The organism is Salmonella enterica subsp. enterica serovar Typhimurium str. LT2 (assembly GCF_000006945.2).
GTDB lineage: Bacteria > Pseudomonadota > Gammaproteobacteria > Enterobacterales > Enterobacteriaceae > Salmonella > Salmonella enterica.
Genome location: NC_003197.2, coordinates 3780308 through 3798541, shown reverse-complemented (window position 1 = coordinate 3798541; position 18234 = coordinate 3780308). Strand labels below are relative to the sequence as shown.

Below are 18234 nucleotides of genomic sequence, written 5' to 3'. Positions count from 1 at the left end.
GCATGATGACTATGCTGCGCGGATGGATAACGATGCTCGTCATGCTGACGGCAATAAATGCGCAGGCAGCCTGTAGCTGGCCTGCGTGGGAACAGTTCAAGAAAGATTACATTAGCCAGCAGGGACGCGTTATCGATCCGGGCGATGCGCGAAAAATTACCACCTCCGAAGGGCAAAGCTACGCCATGTTCTTTGCCCTGGCAGCGAACGATCGACCGGCGTTCGCGCAACTGTTTAACTGGACGCAAAACAATCTGGCGCAGGGATCGTTGCGTGAATATCTGCCCGCCTGGCTGTGGGGGCAAAAAGATCCCGACACCTGGTCGGTGCTGGACAGCAACTCCGCGTCCGACGGCGATATCTGGATGGCATGGTCGCTGCTGGAGGCCGGTCGTCTGTGGAAAGAGACGCGTTATACCGAGGTGGGCACGGCGTTGCTAAAACGCATCGCCCGCGAAGAGGTCCTGAATGTGCCGGGGCTGGGCTCAATGCTGCTACCTGGCAAAATCGGCTTTGCCGAGGCGAATAGCTGGCGTTTTAACCCAAGCTATCTGCCGCCGCAGTTGGCGCAATACTTTAGCCGTTTTGGCGCGCCGTGGTCGACGTTACGGGAAACCAATTTGCGGCTTTTGCTGGAAACCGCGCCGAAAGGTTTCTCGCCGGACTGGGTGCGTTATGAAAGCAAGCAAGGCTGGCAGTTGAAAGCGGAAAAGACGCTGATCAGTAGCTACGATGCGATTCGCGTCTATTTATGGGCGGGAATGATGCATGATGGCGATCCGCAAAAAGCGCGTTTACTGGCGCGATTTAAACCGATGGCGACGTTAACGATGAAAAACGGCGTTCCACCGGAGAAAGTGGATGTCGTCAGCGGGAATGCGCAAGGGACGGGGCCGGTCGGGTTTTCCGCCGCCTTACTGCCTTTCCTGCAAAATCGCGACGCCCAGGCCGTGCAGCGACAGCGGGTCGCAGACCATTTTCCTGGCAGCGATGCCTATTACAACTATGTGCTGACTCTCTTTGGACAAGGCTGGGATCAGCACCGTTTTCGCTTCACCGTCAAAGGTGAATTATTACCTGACTGGGGCCAGGAATGCGTAAGTTCACGTTAAGTCTCATGCACGCTTTTTTGCCGGCTGGCGGTCGAAACGCCTTACCTGGCAAAAGGGGCGTTTCTCGGGCATTGTTGGGTTTATCGCTTGGTATGGCGCTAACACCGCTTGCCGGCGCAGCGACCTCCGCGCAGCAACAGTTGCTGGAGCAGGTTCGGCTGGGCGAGGCCACGCACCGTGAGGACTTAGTCCGTCAGTCGCTCTATCGCCTGGAGCTGATCGACCCCAATGATCCACAGGTTATCGCCGCCCGTTTCCGCTATCTGTTGCGCCAGGGGGATAGCGACGGGGCACAGAAGCTACTTGACCGGCTGGCGCAACTGGCGCCGGAGTCGACGGCGTATCAATCTTCCCGCACCGCGATGCTGCTCTCCACGCCGCAAGGACGCCAGTCTTTGCAGGAGGCGCGTTTACTGGCGACGACCGGCCATACTGAACAAGCGATCGCCAGCTACGACAAGCTGTTTAAAGGTTATCCGCCGGAGGGCGAACTGGCGGTCGAATACTGGACGACCGTGGCGAAATTGCCCGCCCGCCGTCACGAAGCGATTAACCAGCTACAGAAAATCAATGCCGTCAGTCCGGGTAATAACGCTCTGCAAAATGCGCTGGCGCAACTGTTGTTCGCCAGCGGGCGGCGCGATGAGGGATTCGCGGTGCTTAAACAGATGGCGAAATCCAGTACGGGACGCAGCGCGGCCTCCGCCATCTGGTACCAGCAGATAAAAGATCTCCCGGTTAGCGACGCCAGCGTAAAAGCGTTGCAAGACTATCTGACGCAGTTTAGCGAAGGCGATAGCGTGTCTGCCGCCCGCGCCCAGCTTAGCGAGCAGCAAAAACAGTTAGCCGATCCGGCGTTCCGTGCGCGCTCGCAGGGCATCGCGGCGGTTAATGCCGGAGAAGGCGGTAAGGCCATTGCGCAATTGCAGCAGGCGGTGAGCGCCCGGCAGGACGACAGCGAGGCGGTCGGCGCGCTGGGGCAGGCATACTCACAGCGTGGCGATCGCGCCCGCGCCGTCGCGCAGTTTGAAAAGGCGCTGGCGATGGCGCCGCACAGCAGCAGCCGCGATAAGTGGGAGAGTCTGCTGAAGGTCAATCGCTACTGGCTGTTAATTCAGCAGGGCGACGCGGCCTTAAAAGCGAATAATCTGGCCCAGGCGGAGCGTTTCTATCAGCAGGCGCGAGCAGTGGATAACACCGACAGCTACGCGGTACTGGGGCTGGGGGATGTGGCGATGGCGCGCAAAGATAATGCCGCCGCCGAACGTTATTATCAGCAGACGCTGCGTATGGATAGCGGTAATACCAATGCTGTACGCGGGCTGGCGAATCTTTATCGCCAGCAGTCGCCGCAAAAAGCCGCCGCGTTTATCGCTTCTCTTTCCGCCAGCCAGCGGCGCAGTATCGACGATATCGAACGCAGTCTGGAAAATGACCGTCTGGCGCAGCAGGCGGAAACGCTGGAAAGCGAGGGCAAATGGGCGCAGGCCGCAGAACTGCACCGTCGTCGGCTGGCATTAGATCCGGGGAGCGTGTGGGTGACGTACCGACTGTCACGCGATCTGTGGCAGGCCGGGCAGCACGCTCAGGCCGATGCGCAAATGCGCTCTCTGGCGCAGCAGAAGCCAAACGATCCGGAACAGGTCTATGCTTATGGGCTTTATCTTTCCGGCAGCGATCGGGACCGGGCGGCGCTGGCGCATCTCAATACCCTGCCGACCAGCCAGTGGAACAGCAATATTCAGGAACTGGCGGGCCGATTGCAAAGTAACCAGGTGCTGGAAAGCGCTAACCGCTTGCGCGATAGCGGCAAAGAACGCGAAGCGGAAGCGTTGTTACGTCAGCAGCCGCCCTCTACGCGCATTGCGTTAACGTTGGCGGACTGGGCGCAGCAGCGTGGCGATAATGCGGCGGCCCGCGCCGCTTATGACGCCGTTCTGGCGCGGGAACCGGGTAATGTCGATGCCATGCTGGGGCGGGTGGAAATCGACATCGCACAGGGCGATAACGCTGCGGCGCGCGCTCAGCTGGCGGCGCTGCCTGCGTCGCAAATCACCTCTATTAACATGCAGCGCCGCGTCGCGCTGGCGCAGCTCCAGCTTGGCGATATCACGGCGGCGGCGCGGACCTTCAACCGCATTACGCCGCAGGCAAAAGCACAGCCGCCATCAATGGAAAGCGCGATGGTATTGCGTGACGCCGCCGCTTTTCAGGCGCAAACGGGCGAGCCGCAGCGGGCGCTGGAGACCTACAAAGACGCAATGGTCGCCGCGGCGATTACGCCGGTTCGTCCCCAGGATAACGATACCTTTACCCGCCTGACGCGCAATGATGAAAAAGACGACTGGCTAAAACGCGGCGTGCGTAGCGATGCGGCGGAGTTGTACCGTCAGCAGGATCTCAATGTCACGTTGGCGCACGATTATTGGGGGTCGAGCGGGACTGGCGGTTACTCCGATCTGAAGGCGCATACCACGATGCTTCAGGTGGATGCGCCCTGGTCGGACGGACGGGCGTTCTTTCGTACTGATATGGTGAATATGGATGTTGGCCGCTTCTCTACGGATGCGGATGGAAAATACGATAATAACTGGGGTACCTGTACGCTGGAGAAATGCAGCGGACATCGTAGCCAGGCCGATACGGGCGCGAGCGTGGCGGTCGGCTGGCAGAATGAGACCTGGCGCTGGGATATCGGCACGACGCCGATGGGCTTTAATGTCGTTGATGTGGTTGGCGGCGTCAGCTATAGCGACGATATCGGGCCGTTGGGTTATACCCTGAACGCGCATCGTCGCCCGATCTCCAGCTCGCTGCTGGCGTTTGGCGGGCAAAAGGATGCCAGCAGCAATACCGGCACCAAATGGGGCGGCGTGCGGGCCAACGGCGGCGGCGTCAGTCTCAGCTATGATAAAGGCGAAGCAAACGGTGTCTGGGCGTCGCTCAGCGGCGACCAGTTGAGCGGTAAAAATGTAGAAGATAACTGGCGCGTGCGCTGGATGACCGGTTATTACTATAAGGTGATTAACGAGAATAACCGCCGTGTTACCGTCGGGCTGAATAACATGATCTGGCATTACGACAAAGATCTGAGCGGTTATTCACTGGGTCAGGGCGGTTATTATAGCCCGCAGGAATACCTGTCGTTTGCGGTGCCGGTGATGTGGCGGCAGCGTACGGAAAACTGGTCGTGGGAGTTAGGCGGCTCGGTATCCTGGTCGCACTCCCGCAACCGTACCATGCCGCGTTATCCGCTGATGAATTTGATCCCGGCAGATTATCAGGAGGATGCGCGTGACCAGACCAACGGCGGCGGCAGCAGCCAGGGATTTGGCTATACCGCGCGGGCGCTCATTGAACGCCGGGTCACTGCCAACTGGTTTGTGGGTACGGCTGTCGATATTCAGCAGGCGAAAGACTATACCCCCAGTCATCTGCTGCTGTATGTTCGTTATTCCGCGGCGGGCTGGCAGGGGGATATGGATTTACCGCCGCAGCCTCTGGTGCCTTACGCTGACTGGTAATCATTGCGTCAGGCCTACGAATTGACAGGCGTCGTAGGCCTGAGAAGCGCAGCGCCATCAGACGCTATCATTAACCGTTATTCAGAAAAGTCCTTTTCAGATACAGCCTCTCTTAATGCCGCTGCAATCGGGTATACTCAGGCGGCAGTCCGGGATATCCAGGGAGAGTCAATTTGCGCGTCAGCCGCTCGTTAACAATTAAACAGATGGCAATGGTTGCGGCCGTTGTCATGATGTTTGTTTTTGTCTTTTGCACCGTTTTGTTGTTCCATCTGGTACAGCAGAACCGCTACAACACGGCTACGCAACTGGAAAGCATCGCGCGATCTGTTCGGGAACCTCTTTCTTCCGCGATTTTAAAAGCGGATCTCCCCGGCGCGGAAACCATTCTGGAAAGTATTAAACCTGCGGGCGTGGTGAGTCGCGCCGATGTGGTATTGCCGAATCAGTTCCAGGCGTTGCGTAAGCGCTTCATTCCTGAACGCCCCGTCCCGGTTATGGTGACGCGTCTCTTCGAACTGCCGGTACAAATTTCTTTGCCGGTTTATTCGTTGGAGCGTCCTGCCAATCCGCAACCGCTGGCCTACCTTGTATTGCAGGCGGATTCGTACCGTATGTACAAGTTCGTCATGAGCGCGCTCTCTACGTTAGTGACCATTTACTTACTTTTATCGCTGATCCTGACGGTGGCCATCGCCTGGTGCGTAAACCGCCTGATTGTGCATCCGCTGCGCAAAATCGCCCGCGAGCTGAACGACATTCCGCAGCAGGAGCTGATCGGACATCAGCTGGCGTTGCCGCGTCTGCATCAGGATGATGAAATTGGGATGCTGGTGCGCAGCTATAACCTCAACCAGCAGCTTATGCAGCGTCAACGCGAGGAGCAAACGGACAACGCGATGCGTTTTCCGGTTTCCGAGCTGCCCAATAAAGCCTTTTTAATGGCATTGCTGGAACAGGTTATCACCCGCCAACAGACCACCGCGCTTATCATCGTGACGTGCGAAACGTTGCGTGACACGGCAGGCGTGCTGCAAGAAACGCAGCGGGAGATTCTATTACTGACGCTGGTTGAGAAGCTGAAGTCGGTGCTGGCGCCGCGCATGGTGCTTACGCAGGTCAGCGGGTATGACTTTGCCATTATCGCCCACGGCGTTAAAGAGCCGTGGCACGCCATCACATTAGGTCAGCAAATACTCACTATCATTAATGAACGACTGCCCATCCAGGGTATTCAACTGCGCCCAAGCTGCAGTATTGGCATTGCGATGTATTATGGCGATCTGACCGCCGAAGCGCTCTATGGTCGCGCCGTCTCCGCCGCGTTTACCGCGCGCCGAAAAGGTAAAAATCAGATCCAGTTCTTTGACCCGGCGCAGATGGAGGCCGCTCAACAGCGCCTTACCGAAGAGAGCGATATCCTTACCGCGCTGGATAACCATCAGTTTGCCATTTGGCTGCAGCCGCAGGTCGAAATGCGCAGCGGCAACGTATTAAGCGCCGAAGCCTTGTTACGTATGCAGCAGCCGGACGGTAGCTGGGAATTACCGGAGGGGCTGATTGAGCGCATTGAATCCTGCGGCCTGATGGTCACGGTGGGCTATTGGGTGCTGGAAGAGTCCTGTCGCCAGCTTGCCGCCTGGCAGGAGCGCGGCGTGACATTGCCGCTCTCCGTCAATCTTTCCGCGTTACAGCTCATGCACCCTGGCATGGTGTCGGATCTGCTGGAATTGTTAAACCGCTATCGTATTCAACCGGGTACGCTGATTCTTGAGGTCACTGAAAGCCGCCGTATCGACGATCCACACGCTGCCGTCGCTATCTTACGTCCGTTACGTAATGCTGGCGTGCGTATCGCACTGGATGATTTTGGCATGGGTTACGCGGGGCTGCGCCAGTTACAGCATATGAAGTCGCTACCGGTCGATATCCTTAAAATTGATAAAATGTTTGTCGATGGGTTACCGGATGATCACAGTATGGTGACGGCGATTATCCTGATGGCCCGCAGTCTTAATTTACAATTGATTGCCGAGGGCGTGGAGAACGAGGCGCAACGCGCGTGGCTGGAACAGGCGGGAGTCAACGTCGCGCAAGGCTTCCTGTTTGCTCGGCCCGTTCCCGCGGATATCTTTGAAGAACGGTATCTGTCGCACGAAAATCCTGATTACAAAAGTTAAAAAAGGTCGCGCTTGTGCGAGCCAGCTCAAACTTTTTAACATTTTTGTTTCAATTATGATCCTGGCGCATTTCTGTCATGTTGTGTGGGTGTTATTTTAAGGCCGCAGGTTACTCATAACCTTACAAGACCTGTGGTTTTTACTTCAAGGACACCCTATGAAAACCTCTCTGTTCAAAAGTCTTTATTTTCAGGTCCTGACAGCAATCGCCATTGGTATTCTCCTTGGCCATTACTATCCTGAACTGGGCGCACAAATGAAACCGCTTGGCGACGCGTTCGTTAAGCTCATTAAGATGATCATCGCTCCTGTCATTTTCTGTACTGTCGTGACGGGCATCGCAGGCATGGAAAGCATGAAAGCGGTGGGCCGTACCGGCGCGGTCGCGCTGCTTTACTTTGAAATTGTCAGTACGATTGCGCTGATTATCGGTCTTATCATCGTCAACGTTGTGCAGCCTGGCGCCGGGATGAACGTCGATCCGGCAACGCTGGATGCGCAGGCGGTGGCCGTTTATGCCGCACAAGCCAAGGAGCAGGGCATTATTGCCTTCCTGATGGATGTCATACCGGGTAGCGTGATCGGCGCGTTTGCCAGCGGCAACATTCTGCAGGTCTTACTGTTTGCGGTGTTGTTTGGTTTTGCGCTGCACCGTTTGGGCAGCAAAGGCCAGCTCATTTTCAATGTGATTGAGAGTTTTTCGCAGGTCATTTTCGGCATCATCAATATGATCATGCGCCTGGCGCCGATTGGCGCATTCGGCGCGATGGCCTTCACCATCGGTAAATACGGCGTCGGTTCTCTGGTGCAACTGGGGCAGCTCATTATCTGCTTCTATATCACCTGTATTCTCTTCGTGGTGGTGGTGCTGGGGACGATTGCACGGGTAACGGGCTTTAGCATTTTTAAATTTATTCGCTATATCCGGGAAGAATTACTCATTGTGCTCGGCACCTCCTCTTCCGAGTCAGCGTTGCCGCGTATGCTCGATAAGATGGAAAAACTGGGGTGCCGTAAGTCGGTTGTAGGGCTGGTGATCCCGACGGGGTATTCGTTCAACCTCGATGGCACCTCTATCTACCTGACGATGGCGGCGGTGTTTATCGCCCAGGCGACCAACAGCCATATGGATATCTTCCACCAGATAACGCTGCTGGTCGTGCTGCTGCTATCGTCAAAAGGCGCCGCGGGCGTGACCGGAAGCGGCTTTATTGTGCTGGCGGCCACTATCTCCGCCGTAGGCCATTTACCGGTTGCGGGACTGGCGTTAATCCTCGGTATCGACCGCTTTATGTCCGAAGCGCGCGCGCTGACTAACCTGGTGGGTAACGGCGTGGCGACGGTGGTGGTTGCCAAATGGGTGAAAGAGTTAGATCACCAAAAGCTGGACGATGTGCTTAATAATCGTGCGCCGGATGGCAAAACGCACGAAATTTCCTCCTAATCTCGCCACTTATGCCCGTAGTCCCTTCCAGGACTGCGGGTGTTTGCGCATAATTGACCCCTGCGCCCAAAGCATACAGCATGATGCTTAGGGATTATTTCACTTCTTCCGTGACATTTTTAGGTTCTCGCGGTCTAACACGAAGTGTTTTTACGTCATATTCAGGCATCCCTGCCGGGGCTGTCTTTTTATTACCAGGATTGTTGATCAGGGGTTCACATGCAGGGCACAAAAATTCGACTCTTAGCGGGCAGTCTGTTGATGTTGGCCTCTGCCGGCTATGTGCAGGCAGATGCGCTCCAGCCCGATCCGGCATGGCAACAGGGGACGCTGGCTAATGGGTTACAGTGGCAAGTGTTGGCTACGCCTCAGCGCCCCAGCGATCGTATTGAAGTTCGTCTCCAGGTTAATACCGGTTCGCTCACCGAAAGTACGCAACAGAGCGGGTTCAGCCATGCGATTCCCCGTATCGCGCTGACGCAAAGCGGTGGTCTGGATGCCGCACAGGCACGTTCTTTATGGCAGCAAGGGTTTGATCCGAAACGTCCCATGCCGCCCGTTATTGTTTCTTATGATTCCACGCTCTATAACCTCAGTTTACCCAATAACCGTAACGATCTGCTGAAAGAAGCGCTGACCTATCTGGCTAACGTCTCCGGTAAATTAACCATTACGCCAGAGACGGTGAATCATGCGTTAAGCAGCGAAGATATGGTTGCGACGTGGCCAGCAGATACTAAAGAGGGCTGGTGGCGTTATCGGCTGAAAGGGTCGGCGTTATTGGGGCACGATCCCGCGGAACCGTTAAAGCAGCCGGTAGACGCAGCCAAAATTCAGGCTTTCTATGAAAAATGGTACACCCCGGATGCCATGACGCTGATTGTTGTCGGCAACATTGATGCGCGCTCCGTCGCCGAGCAGATCAATAAAACGTTCGGTACGCTGAAAGGTAAACGCGAAACGCCCGCCCCGGTGCCGACGCTTTCGCCGCTGCGGGCGGAATCAGTGAGCATTATGACCGATGCGGTGCGCCAGGATCGTCTCTCCATTATGTGGGATACGCCGTGGCAACCGATTCGCGAGTCGGCGGCGCTGTTGCGCTACTGGCAGGCGGATCTGGCGCGCGAAGCGCTGTTCTGGCATATCCAGCAAGAGCTTACTAAAAATAACGCGAAAGATATTGGTCTGGGGTTTGACTGCCGGGTTCTGTTTCTGCGCGCGCAGTGCGCCATCAACATTGAATCACCTAATGATAAGCTCAATACCAATTTGAGCCTGGTGGCGAATGAACTGGCGAAAGTACGCGACAAAGGTTTGTCGGAAGAGGAGTTTACTGCGCTGGTGGCGCAGAAAAATCTCGAATTGCAAAAGCTGTTCGCGACCTACGCGCGTACCGATACTGACATTTTGACTGGACAGCGTATGCGCTCGCTGCAGAATCAAGTGGTGGATATCGCGCCGGAGCAGTATCAGAAGCTGCGCCAGAATTTCCTCAACAGCCTGACCGTTGATATGCTCAATCAGAATTTACGTCAGCAGCTATCGCAGGAGATGGCATTAATTTTGCTGCAACCGCAAGGCGAGCCGGAATTTAATATGAAGGCGTTAAAGGCGACGTGGGATGAAATCATGGTCCCGACTACTGCCGCCGCTGTTGAAGCAGATGAGGCGCATCCGGAAGTGACGGAGACACCGGCGGCACAGTAAGCTGCCGCCTGTCGGCCCGGTAAGCGCAGCGCCACCGGGCAAGAGCGAATGACTTACTGCGGCATCGCGTCGTGCGGAATAATGGCCCCACGGTACTGAATCACCGTGCTGGCCGTCAGGTGTCCGCGCTTCGCGGCATCCGTCGCGCTGCCGCCCGTCAAACGAACGGCCAGATAACCGGCGCTGAAGGAGTCGCCTGCGGCAGTGGTGTCTATCACTTTCTCTTTCGGCAGTTTCACTGCCGGAACGTCAATGAGCGCCTCGCCCTGAATCGAGACCAGGCAAGAGTCCGCCCCGCGTTTTACCACCACTTCCTGCACGCCTGCCGCATGGGTGCGGGCAATGACCTCTTCCACTGGTTGCTGACCCCATAGCGCGTCTTCATCGTCCAGTGTCAGGAAGGCGATATCAGTACATTCCAGCATCTTTTGATAGACCTGCTGCGTTTCTTCGCGACTTGTCCATAAACGCGGGCGATAGTTATTATCAAAAATGACTTTCCCGCCGTTGGCCCGGCATTCACGCAATAAAGACAGCAGCTTATCACGGCTGGTCGGGCTTAAAATCGCGAGGCTAATGCCGCTCAGGTAGAGATAATCGAAGGTCGCCAGCGTCTCGCAGATAGCCGCTGACTGCTCGCTCTCCAGCCAGAATTTCGCTGCCGCTTCGTTACGCCAGTAGTAGAAGGTACGCTCGCCAGTGTCATCGGTTTCGATGTAATAGAGGCCTGGCAGGCGATTTTCCATCCGCTGCGTTAGCGAGGTATCCACATTTTCATGCTGCCACGCCTCCAGCATCTGTTGGCTGAAACTGTCGGTACCCAGCGCCGTCACATAGTGAACGGCCAGAGCGGCAGAATCGACCTGACGGGCAATATAAACGGAGGTATTCAGCGTGTCGCCGCCGAAGCCGCGCTGAACATCAGCGCCTTTCTGCGACAGCTCAATCATGCATTCGCCAATCACGGCAATCTTTTTAGACATAGTCGTGAACCTGATCTGTAAAAATTAGCGTTAGTGTGCGCTGTGGATGTTTAGTGGTCAATAATATTAAAACATCGGTCCATTATTTTTTTGAGCAAGTGCGTATTTTTGACAAGTTTCGGGGGCTGTTTTTATTTTGCCAGGGACCGAGGGTAAAGTTCTCTGCCTGAACGCCGATAACCTTTGACGAGTCCGGACAGTCACACTCCCATTAACAGGACAACTGAGATGATAAAGCAGGTTATCCAGCAGCTACGCGTTCCTGATGCAGGTATAGAGAATTTGCAGGAACGGCGCTATTGGCTGCAATGCGAGCGTGCCTATACTTACCAGCCGATATACCAGACGGATGGCCGTCTGATGGCGGTTGAACTTCTCACTGTCGTCACCCATCCTGATAACCCTTCCAGACGTATTGCCCCGGATCGTTATTTCGCGGAGTTAGCGGTTCGACACCGCATTGACGTAGTGAAAGAACAACTTCATCAGCTCGAACAAAAAGCGGATTTTTTCACTCGCCATCACTTATTGGCATCGGTCAATGTCGACGGCCCTACGCTGATTGCCATGCGACGACAGCCGGACATTCTGGCAGCGATGGAGCGCTTACCCTGGCTGCGTTTCGAACTGGTGGAACATATTCGTTTGCCGAAAGACTCCTCTTTCGCCTCGATGTGTGAGTTCGGCCCGCTGTGGCTGGATGATTTTGGTACCGGTATGGCCAATTTTTCAGCGCTGAGCGAAGTGCGTTATGACTACATTAAAGTGGCGCGCGAGCTGTTCGTCATGCTGCGTCAGTCCCCGGAGGGACGCAACCTGTTCACTCTGCTGCTGCAACTGATGAACCGCTACTGCCGCGGCGTTATTGTCGAGGGCGTGGAGACGCTGGAAGAGTGGCGTGATGTGCAGCGTTCGCCCGCCTTTGCCGCCCAGGGCTATTTTCTTTCTCGACCCGTGCCGCTGATATCGCTCGAAGAGGTGATTCTGACCCTGTAACGCCAGACTGTTCCCGTAATACGTGGTATTACGAGGCGCGGTCATCCTCCTTTTTCGTCTGGCTGAACTATCTTTAGGACAGGCAAGGGAAGAAGTGAGGAAATAACACATGACTAAAGCAGGCAAAATAACCGCCGCCATCACAGGGACTTTCTTGTTGTTGATCGCCATAGTGATTTTGTTGATCGCAACATTTGACTGGAACCGCCTCAAACCGACCATCAACCAGAAAGTCTCTACCGAATTGAACCGGCCTTTCGCTATTCGCGGCGATTTAGGCGTGGTGTGGGAACGCCAAAAACAGGAGACCGGCTGGCGAAGCTGGGTACCGTGGCCGCATGTTCACGCGGAAGACGTCATTCTCGGCAATCCGCCAGATATTCCGGAAGTCACGATGGTGCATCTGCCACGCGTTGAGGCGACGCTTGCCCCACTGGCGCTCCTGACCAAAACCGTCTGGCTGCCGTGGATCAAACTGGTGAAACCCGACGCGCGTCTTATTCGTCTGTCCGAGAAAACCAATAACTGGACCTTTAACCTCGCGCAAGACAAGAATACGGACCCCAATGCTAAACCTTCCGCCTGGTCCTTCCGGCTGGATAATATTCTCTTCGACCAGGGGCGAATCGCGATCGATGATAAGGTCAGCAAGGCGGATATCACTATTCTGATCGATCCGTTAGGCAAACCGTTGCCGTTCAGCGAAGTGACGGGAACGAAAGGCAAAGCAGACAAATCCACCGTGGGCGACTATGTCTTCGGCCTGAAGGCGCAGGGGCGTTATAACGGGGAACCGTTGACCGGTACGGGGAAAATAGGCGGTATGCTGGCGCTACGCAGCGAAAGTACGCCTTTTCCTGTGCAGGCCGATTTCCGCTCTGGTAATACGCGGGTGGCTTTTAGCGGCGTGGTGAACGAACCGATGAAAATGGGCGGCGTCGATCTGCGGCTTAAATTCTCTGGCGATTCACTGGGCGATTTATATGATTTAACCGGCGTGCTGCTGCCGGATACGCCGCCGTTTGAGACCGATGGGCGATTGGTGGCGAAAATTGACGCCGAAAAGTCATCAGTATTTGATTATCGCGGTTTTAACGGGCGCATTGGCGACAGTGATATCCACGGCTCCCTCACTTATACCACCGGTAAACCGCGCCCTAAACTGGAAGGCGATGTCGAATCGCGCCAGTTACGCCTGGCCGATCTTGGGCCGCTGATTGGCGTGGATTCCGGGAAAGACGCTGAGCAGTCGAAACGGTCTGAACAGCGCAAAGGCGAGAAGAATGTTCAGCCGGCGGATAAAGTGTTGCCTTACGATCGCTTTGAAACCGACAAATGGGACGTTATGGACGCCGATGTCCGGTTTAAAGGCCGACGTATTGAACATGGCGGCAGTCTACCGATTAGCGATCTTTCGACCCATATCATCCTGAAAAACGCCGACTTACGTCTACAGCCGCTGAAGTTTGGTCTGGCAGGCGGCAGTATTGTCTCCAACATCCATCTGGAAGGGGATAAAAAGCCAATGCAGGGGCGGGCGGATATACAGGCGCGTCGGCTGAAGCTTAAAGAACTGATGCCGGATGTGGAGCTGATGCAGAAAACGCTGGGCGAGCTGAACGGCGATGCGGATATTCGCGGGACGGGCAACTCGGTCGCCGCGCTGCTTGGCAACAGTAACGGCAATCTGAAGTTATTGATGAATGATGGATTGATTAGCCGCAACCTGATGGAAATCGTGGGGCTGAACGTCGGCAACTATATTGTCGGGCAGATTTTTGGCGATGACGAAGTGCGGGTTAACTGCGCGGCGGCGAATCTCAATATTACGAACGGCGTGGCGCGACCGCAAATTTTTGCTTTTGATACAGAAAATGCGTTGATTAACGTGACCGGTACGGCGAGCTTCGCCTCTGAACAGCTCGATTTAACCATTGATCCGGAAAGTAAGGGGATTCGTATTATTACGCTGCGATCGCCGCTGTACGTGCGCGGGACATTTAAAAATCCGCAGGCGGGCGTCAAGCCCGGCCCGCTGATTGCGCGCGGCGCGGTTGCGGCAGCGCTGGCGACGTTGGTAACGCCCGCCGCCGCGCTATTGGCGCTAATTTCGCCCTCTGAAGGCGAAGCCAATCAGTGCCGGACGATTTTAACGCAGATGAAGCAGTAACGTGAAACGTAGCGCCGGATGATGCCATCCGGCGCCCTATTACAACGCCTGATGACGCGTCTCATGGGTTAACAGCAGTGCAATCAGCGTCAGCGCCGCCATTGACGCCAGGTAAACCCCTACCGCCGCCAGCCCGTAGTGGCTTTGCAGCCATGCGGCAATATACGGCGCGACGGAAGCGCCCAGAATCGATGAGACATTGTAGGAAAACGATGCGCCGGTATAGCGCACTTCCGTCGGAAATAGCTCCGGCAGCAGCGCTCCCATTGGGCCGAAGGTCAGCCCCATCAGGCTCAGGCCTAACAACAGGAACACGAATACCAGCGCTGGATTGCCTGAACCCAGCAGCGGGGTAAAGGCGAACAACGCGAAGAGAATGATGAGCGTGGTAATGATGACCATGCTTTTCCGACGGCCAAATGCGTCCGCCAGCAGGCCGGCGATGGGCACCATCACGCCGAAACCAATCACCGCCATCATCAGCATCCACAGTATTTCATTGCGCGGCAAGCCAAGCCCCACCGGCGCGGCGGCCGTGCTGTAAGTCATGGAATAGACGGTCATGATATAGAACAGCGTGTAGGTCGCCAGCATAATAAACGTGCCGAGAACGGTTACGCGGACATGCTTCGTCAGCAACGTGCCCAGCGGTATTTTTACCTGTTTTTTCGCTGCGGCGACTTTCGCAAACACCGGCGTTTCATGCAGCGACACGCGCACATACAGGCCGATAATCACCAGCACCGCCGAGAAGATAAACGGCACGCGCCAGCCCCAGCTCATAAACTGCTCGTCGGTCAGCAGCCAGGAGAGCAACAGGAAGGTGCCATTGGCAAAAAAGAAGCCGATCGGCGCGCCCAACTGCGGGAAGGAGCCATACAGCGCGCGTTTGCGCGGCGGCGCATTCTCCGTCGCTAATAACGCTGCGCCGCCCCATTCGCCGCCCAGCCCCAGTCCCTGACCGAAACGCGCCAGCGCCAGCAGCAGCGGCGCGAAAATACCTATCGTCGCGTAGCCCGGTAACAGACCGATAATGACCGTGGAGATCCCCATCGTCAGCAGCGAAGCCACCAGCGTGACTTTGCGGCCTACCCGGTCGCCGAAGTGACCGAATAGCGCAGAGCCAATCGGACGCGCCACAAACGCGATAGCGAAGGTGGCGAGCGATTGTAGCGTTGCCGCAGTGGGATCGCCCTGGGGGAAGAAGATAAGGGGGAACACGATCACCGCTGCGGTGGCGTAAATATAGAAGTCGAAGAACTCAATCGCGGTGCCGATAAGCGAGGCAATAACGACTTTATTGCGTGAGTTTACCGGAACATGTTCCTGCTCATGGTCGAGTGTTGTGGCGGTTGCTTGCATACTATTTTCTTATTTTTAGCGAACGAATAGCCATATTACGCACAGCAAAAGTTATATTTCAATGTGTAACAAAAGCTAAAAATGGTCAAAAAAAGCGCAAAAAGGGGATAATGTTTAAGCCAGCCATTTTGCGTCTATGAAATGCTTCACATAATTTTAGAATTGGTGGATAAAACTGGTTTCTGGTTAAATAAAAGTTAATTACTGGATTTATATGCTGAAACAATGAGATGAGGCGGAAGGACGTGCCTGATTGTACCGCCGGGTACGCTTTGCTTGCCCGGCCTGGGTCTACACATCAGTAGGCCGAATGACGACGCCGTGCGTGCCATTCGGCAGCAAGCCGCAGACTAGCGTTGCGTTTTACCCGGCATTCGCGGGTCGTCCTTGTATTCGGCGGTGGCTATCCAGGCCGCGCAGAATAACGTCAGGCGGGCAAAAAAGTAGAAGAAGGCCATCAGACCGAGTACGGAGCCAAACGCCGCGCCGGAAGGCGATTTCACCAGTGACGGCAGCGTATAAGTCATAATGATTTTAATCACCTCAAAACCGATAGCGGCAATAAATGTCCCGCGAATCAACGCTTTTTTACGGGGACGATGGCGAGGCAGTCGCCAGAAAATCCAGAAGAAAAGCAGATAGTTGGCAAAAATAGAGATGGCCAGACCGATCAAATGCCAGGCCGGTTTTAACCATTCGATGCTGTCGAGATACAAGGCGGAGATGATCATCTGCTGGGCGGAACCGGCGATGGAAGTAATGGACAGCGTAATGATTAAAGCGATTAATAATCCAATCAGCGAGATAAAATCGCGCAGATATTTGAGCCAGATTTTCTCCTGATCCTGCGGCTTGCGCTCCCAGACGTCCCGTGACTGGGCGCGAATCGCTTCCCGCAGGTTGCCCATCCAGTTAACGCCGGAATAGAGCGCGATACCCAGTCCGACCAGCCCTACCGTGGTACGCTGTTGAACCGCCGTATTAATCGTATTTTTAAGCGTGGACGCCAGCGTAGGATCGCTCACATTCATCAATATCTTGCTGAAAATATCTTCCAGTAGATTAGGGTGCGAGGCGAGGATAAAACCTGCCGCGGCAAAGGACACCATCATTATCGGGATCATCGACAGAAACGAAAAGTAGGTGATAGCCGCGCCAAACTGATTACCCAGTCGATCGTTAAAACGTTCGGTCGCGCGAATGAGGTGGGCCACCATTGGTTGACGCTGAATTTTTTGCATCAGGGTGGTGACGGAATGCAACGCCTGATTTGCCTTTTCGTTTTTTTCCGGGGCGTCATGCGGCTGCGTTTCTATTTTTTGTATCGGGTCGTGCTCCAGTTCCTGAATAGGGCGTTTTACGTCATTTTCCTGCGTCATCAGGTCGGTAGTCCTTCATCATTAATAGAATATGTCAGTATAGCTTCTCCCCGGTGGATGCTGAAAATGCGGCTACTCTGCGGCCTCTTTAATGGTTTCCGTCAGCCATACCATAAACAGGTGTACCCGGCGGGAAAGATTACGGCGATGGGGATAATGCAGCGTCACCGGCAGTGGAGCGGCGCGATATTGCGGTAAAATTTCAATGAGCGTTCCGGCGCGTAACGCCTCCCGTACAGCAATGCGCGGCGTCTGAATGATTCCTAATCCTGCCAGACAGGCCGTATGCCAGGTCTCTGTACTGTTTACCGTTAGCATTCCGCCGGTTTTTACCCACTGCATACCGTGGGGAGTTTCAAAGGCAAAACCCGGTGAAGAGACTCCCGGGGTCAATGAATAATGCACCATCGCATGTGAGGCGAGATCGTCAAGGTTTTCTGGATACCCAAAGCGTGCCAGGTATTGTGGGCTGGCGCAGTTCACCCTCCTCAGTTTGCCAAGTGGGCGCGTCAGTATCCCTGGCGCATGTAGCGGCTCTGTGCGCACCACGCAGTCGAAATCTTCCCGTAGTAAATCGACCTGTCGATCGCTACTACAAAGTTCCAGCGCAATGCCGGGATACTGATGCAAAAAAGTGGGCAGGCGCGGCATGATGAGGCTGTTTGCGAGACATGGCGGTATATCTACCCGTATTTTGCCACTGATACTGGCGGGATCAGGCTGGAAAAGACCCTCCAGTTCATCCAGGTTACTCAACAGATCTTTTGCCCGTTCGTAGTAAACCATTCCGTCCTGAGTAAGCTGTACCCGCCGGGTGGTGCGGTGGAGCAGGCGGATGCCCAGTTGATGTTCTAACGCTTGTATTTGCCGTGAGACGCTGCCTTTGGGAAGGCCGATATCCTCTGCTGCACGGGAAAAACTTTCCCGTTCCGCCACGCGTACAAACAATTTCATTGCATATATTTTATCCATCATCAGGCTCTATTATTGTTCTTATTGAAACAGTGACGCTGAAGCGGCTGGTTTTATTGATTTTCTAGCACCTAATAAGCCCTTTCGCAATCATTGCTCGCGTGACGAATACGTCTGATCGCGTTGCGCGGCGGATTTATCGCCTTCCGGCCAGGCATTTTAGCGCCAAAAAGCCGATAAACGGGGCGAGGGCGGTAAAACACGCCGATAACAGCGGGTGCAGTGGGGCAGAGAAATGCATGTACATACACGGTATTGTCATTGACCCATCGTCGCGGTTTTCAGGCGGATTGGCTATTTTTTAACAAAATGTGCTACTTTATTTTTTGTAACACATCAGGCGAAAAGCAGATATTTCCTTTGTGACGCGCCAGGCGTACTCTTCATTAAATTAATATTCAAATT

11 protein-coding genes and 9 other annotated features are annotated in these 18234 nt (G+C 55.0%); of the genes, 7 read left to right on the top strand and 4 right to left on the bottom strand.

The features are described 5' to 3' along the window. The first annotated feature begins 2 nt into the window (after positions 1 to 2). From bcsC to yhjJ, 5 genes are all read left to right on the top strand, one after another. Positions 3 to 1112: an endo-1,4-D-glucanase gene (gene bcsC / locus STM3617; RefSeq protein NP_462518.1), complete on the top strand. Its 1110-nt coding sequence runs from the start codon at positions 3 to 5 to the stop codon at positions 1110 to 1112. Continuing rightward, positions 1082 to 1087 (top strand) — a ribosome-binding site (putative RBS for yhjL; RegulonDB:STMS1H003604). Its footprint overlaps the gene before it by 6 nt. Beyond that, positions 1082 to 4636 (top strand): putative TPR-repeat-containing protein gene (gene yhjL / locus STM3616; RefSeq protein ID NP_462517.1). Within the gene, positions 1094 to 4636 belong to an annotated coding region; the region does not span the whole gene. The genes bcsC and yhjL overlap by 31 nt, the downstream gene beginning before the upstream one ends. A 206-nt stretch (positions 4637 to 4842) precedes the next feature. Further along, positions 4843 to 6816 (top strand): putative diguanylate cyclase/phosphodiesterase, encoded by a 1974-nt coding sequence (gene yhjK / locus STM3615; protein NP_462516.3) that lies wholly within the window; start codon positions 4843 to 4845, stop codon positions 6814 to 6816. A 146-nt stretch (positions 6817 to 6962) separates the two neighbouring features. Next, positions 6963 to 6968, top strand: a ribosome-binding site (putative RBS for dctA; RegulonDB:STMS1H003603). Continuing rightward, the gene (dctA, locus tag STM3614) for a DAACS family C4-dicarboxylic acids transport protein (protein NP_462515.1) occupies positions 6963 to 8260 on the top strand. Within the gene, positions 6974 to 8260 belong to an annotated coding region; the region does not span the whole gene. It overlaps the preceding feature by 6 nt. A gap of 208 nt (positions 8261 to 8468) precedes the next feature. Further along, positions 8469 to 8474: a ribosome-binding site (putative RBS for yhjJ; RegulonDB:STMS1H003602), on the top strand. Continuing rightward, positions 8469 to 9967, top strand: a protein-coding gene (gene yhjJ / locus STM3613; protein ID NP_462514.1) for a putative Zn-dependent peptidase. Within the gene, positions 8480 to 9967 belong to an annotated coding region; the region does not span the whole gene. (Overlaps the previous feature by 6 nt.) A 53-nt stretch (positions 9968 to 10020) precedes the next feature. On the opposite strand, the gene kdgK is transcribed toward yhjJ, so the two are convergent. Further along, positions 10021 to 10963 (bottom strand): ketodeoxygluconokinase gene (kdgK, locus tag STM3612; protein NP_462513.1). Within the gene, positions 10021 to 10950 belong to an annotated coding region; the region does not span the whole gene. Further along, positions 10958 to 10963: a ribosome-binding site (putative RBS for kdgK; RegulonDB:STMS1H003601), on the bottom strand. (Overlaps the previous gene by 6 nt.) A gap of 202 nt (positions 10964 to 11165) precedes the next feature. Next, positions 11166 to 11171 (top strand) — a ribosome-binding site (putative RBS for yhjH; RegulonDB:STMS1H003600). On the opposite strand from kdgK, the gene yhjH reads away from it, so the two are divergent. After that, the gene (gene yhjH / locus STM3611; protein ID NP_462512.1) for a putative diguanylate cyclase/phosphodiesterase domain 3 containing protein occupies positions 11166 to 11946 on the top strand. Within the gene, positions 11179 to 11946 belong to an annotated coding region; the region does not span the whole gene. (Overlaps the previous feature by 6 nt.) Positions 11947 to 12042: 96 nt before the next feature. Next, positions 12043 to 12048: a ribosome-binding site (putative RBS for yhjG; RegulonDB:STMS1H003599), on the top strand. Beyond that, positions 12043 to 14116 (top strand): putative inner membrane protein gene (yhjG, locus tag STM3610; protein ID NP_462511.1). Within the gene, positions 12056 to 14116 belong to an annotated coding region; the region does not span the whole gene. It overlaps the preceding feature by 6 nt. Before the next feature lie 39 nt (positions 14117 to 14155). On the opposite strand, the gene yhjE is transcribed toward yhjG, so the two are convergent. The 3 genes from yhjE to yhjC form a co-directional block, all read right to left on the bottom strand. Further along, the gene (gene yhjE / locus STM3609) for a putative MFS family transport protein (protein ID NP_462510.1) occupies positions 14156 to 15489 on the bottom strand. Within the gene, positions 14156 to 15478 belong to an annotated coding region; the region does not span the whole gene. After that, positions 15484 to 15489 (bottom strand) — a ribosome-binding site (putative RBS for yhjE; RegulonDB:STMS1H003598). (Overlaps the previous gene by 6 nt.) A gap of 339 nt (positions 15490 to 15828) precedes the next feature. Further along, positions 15829 to 16873 (bottom strand): putative tRNA-processing ribonuclease gene (gene yhjD, locus STM3608; RefSeq protein ID NP_462509.1). Within the gene, positions 15829 to 16857 belong to an annotated coding region; the region does not span the whole gene. Beyond that, positions 16868 to 16873 (bottom strand) — a ribosome-binding site (putative RBS for yhjD; RegulonDB:STMS1H003597). It overlaps the preceding gene by 6 nt. Positions 16874 to 16929: 56 nt before the next feature. Next, the gene (gene yhjC, locus STM3607) for a putative LysR family transcriptional regulator (RefSeq protein NP_462508.1) occupies positions 16930 to 17835 on the bottom strand. Within the gene, positions 16930 to 17829 belong to an annotated coding region; the region does not span the whole gene. Next, positions 17830 to 17835: a ribosome-binding site (putative RBS for yhjC; RegulonDB:STMS1H003596), on the bottom strand. It overlaps the preceding gene by 6 nt. Positions 17836 to 18234: the final 399 nt, after the last annotated feature.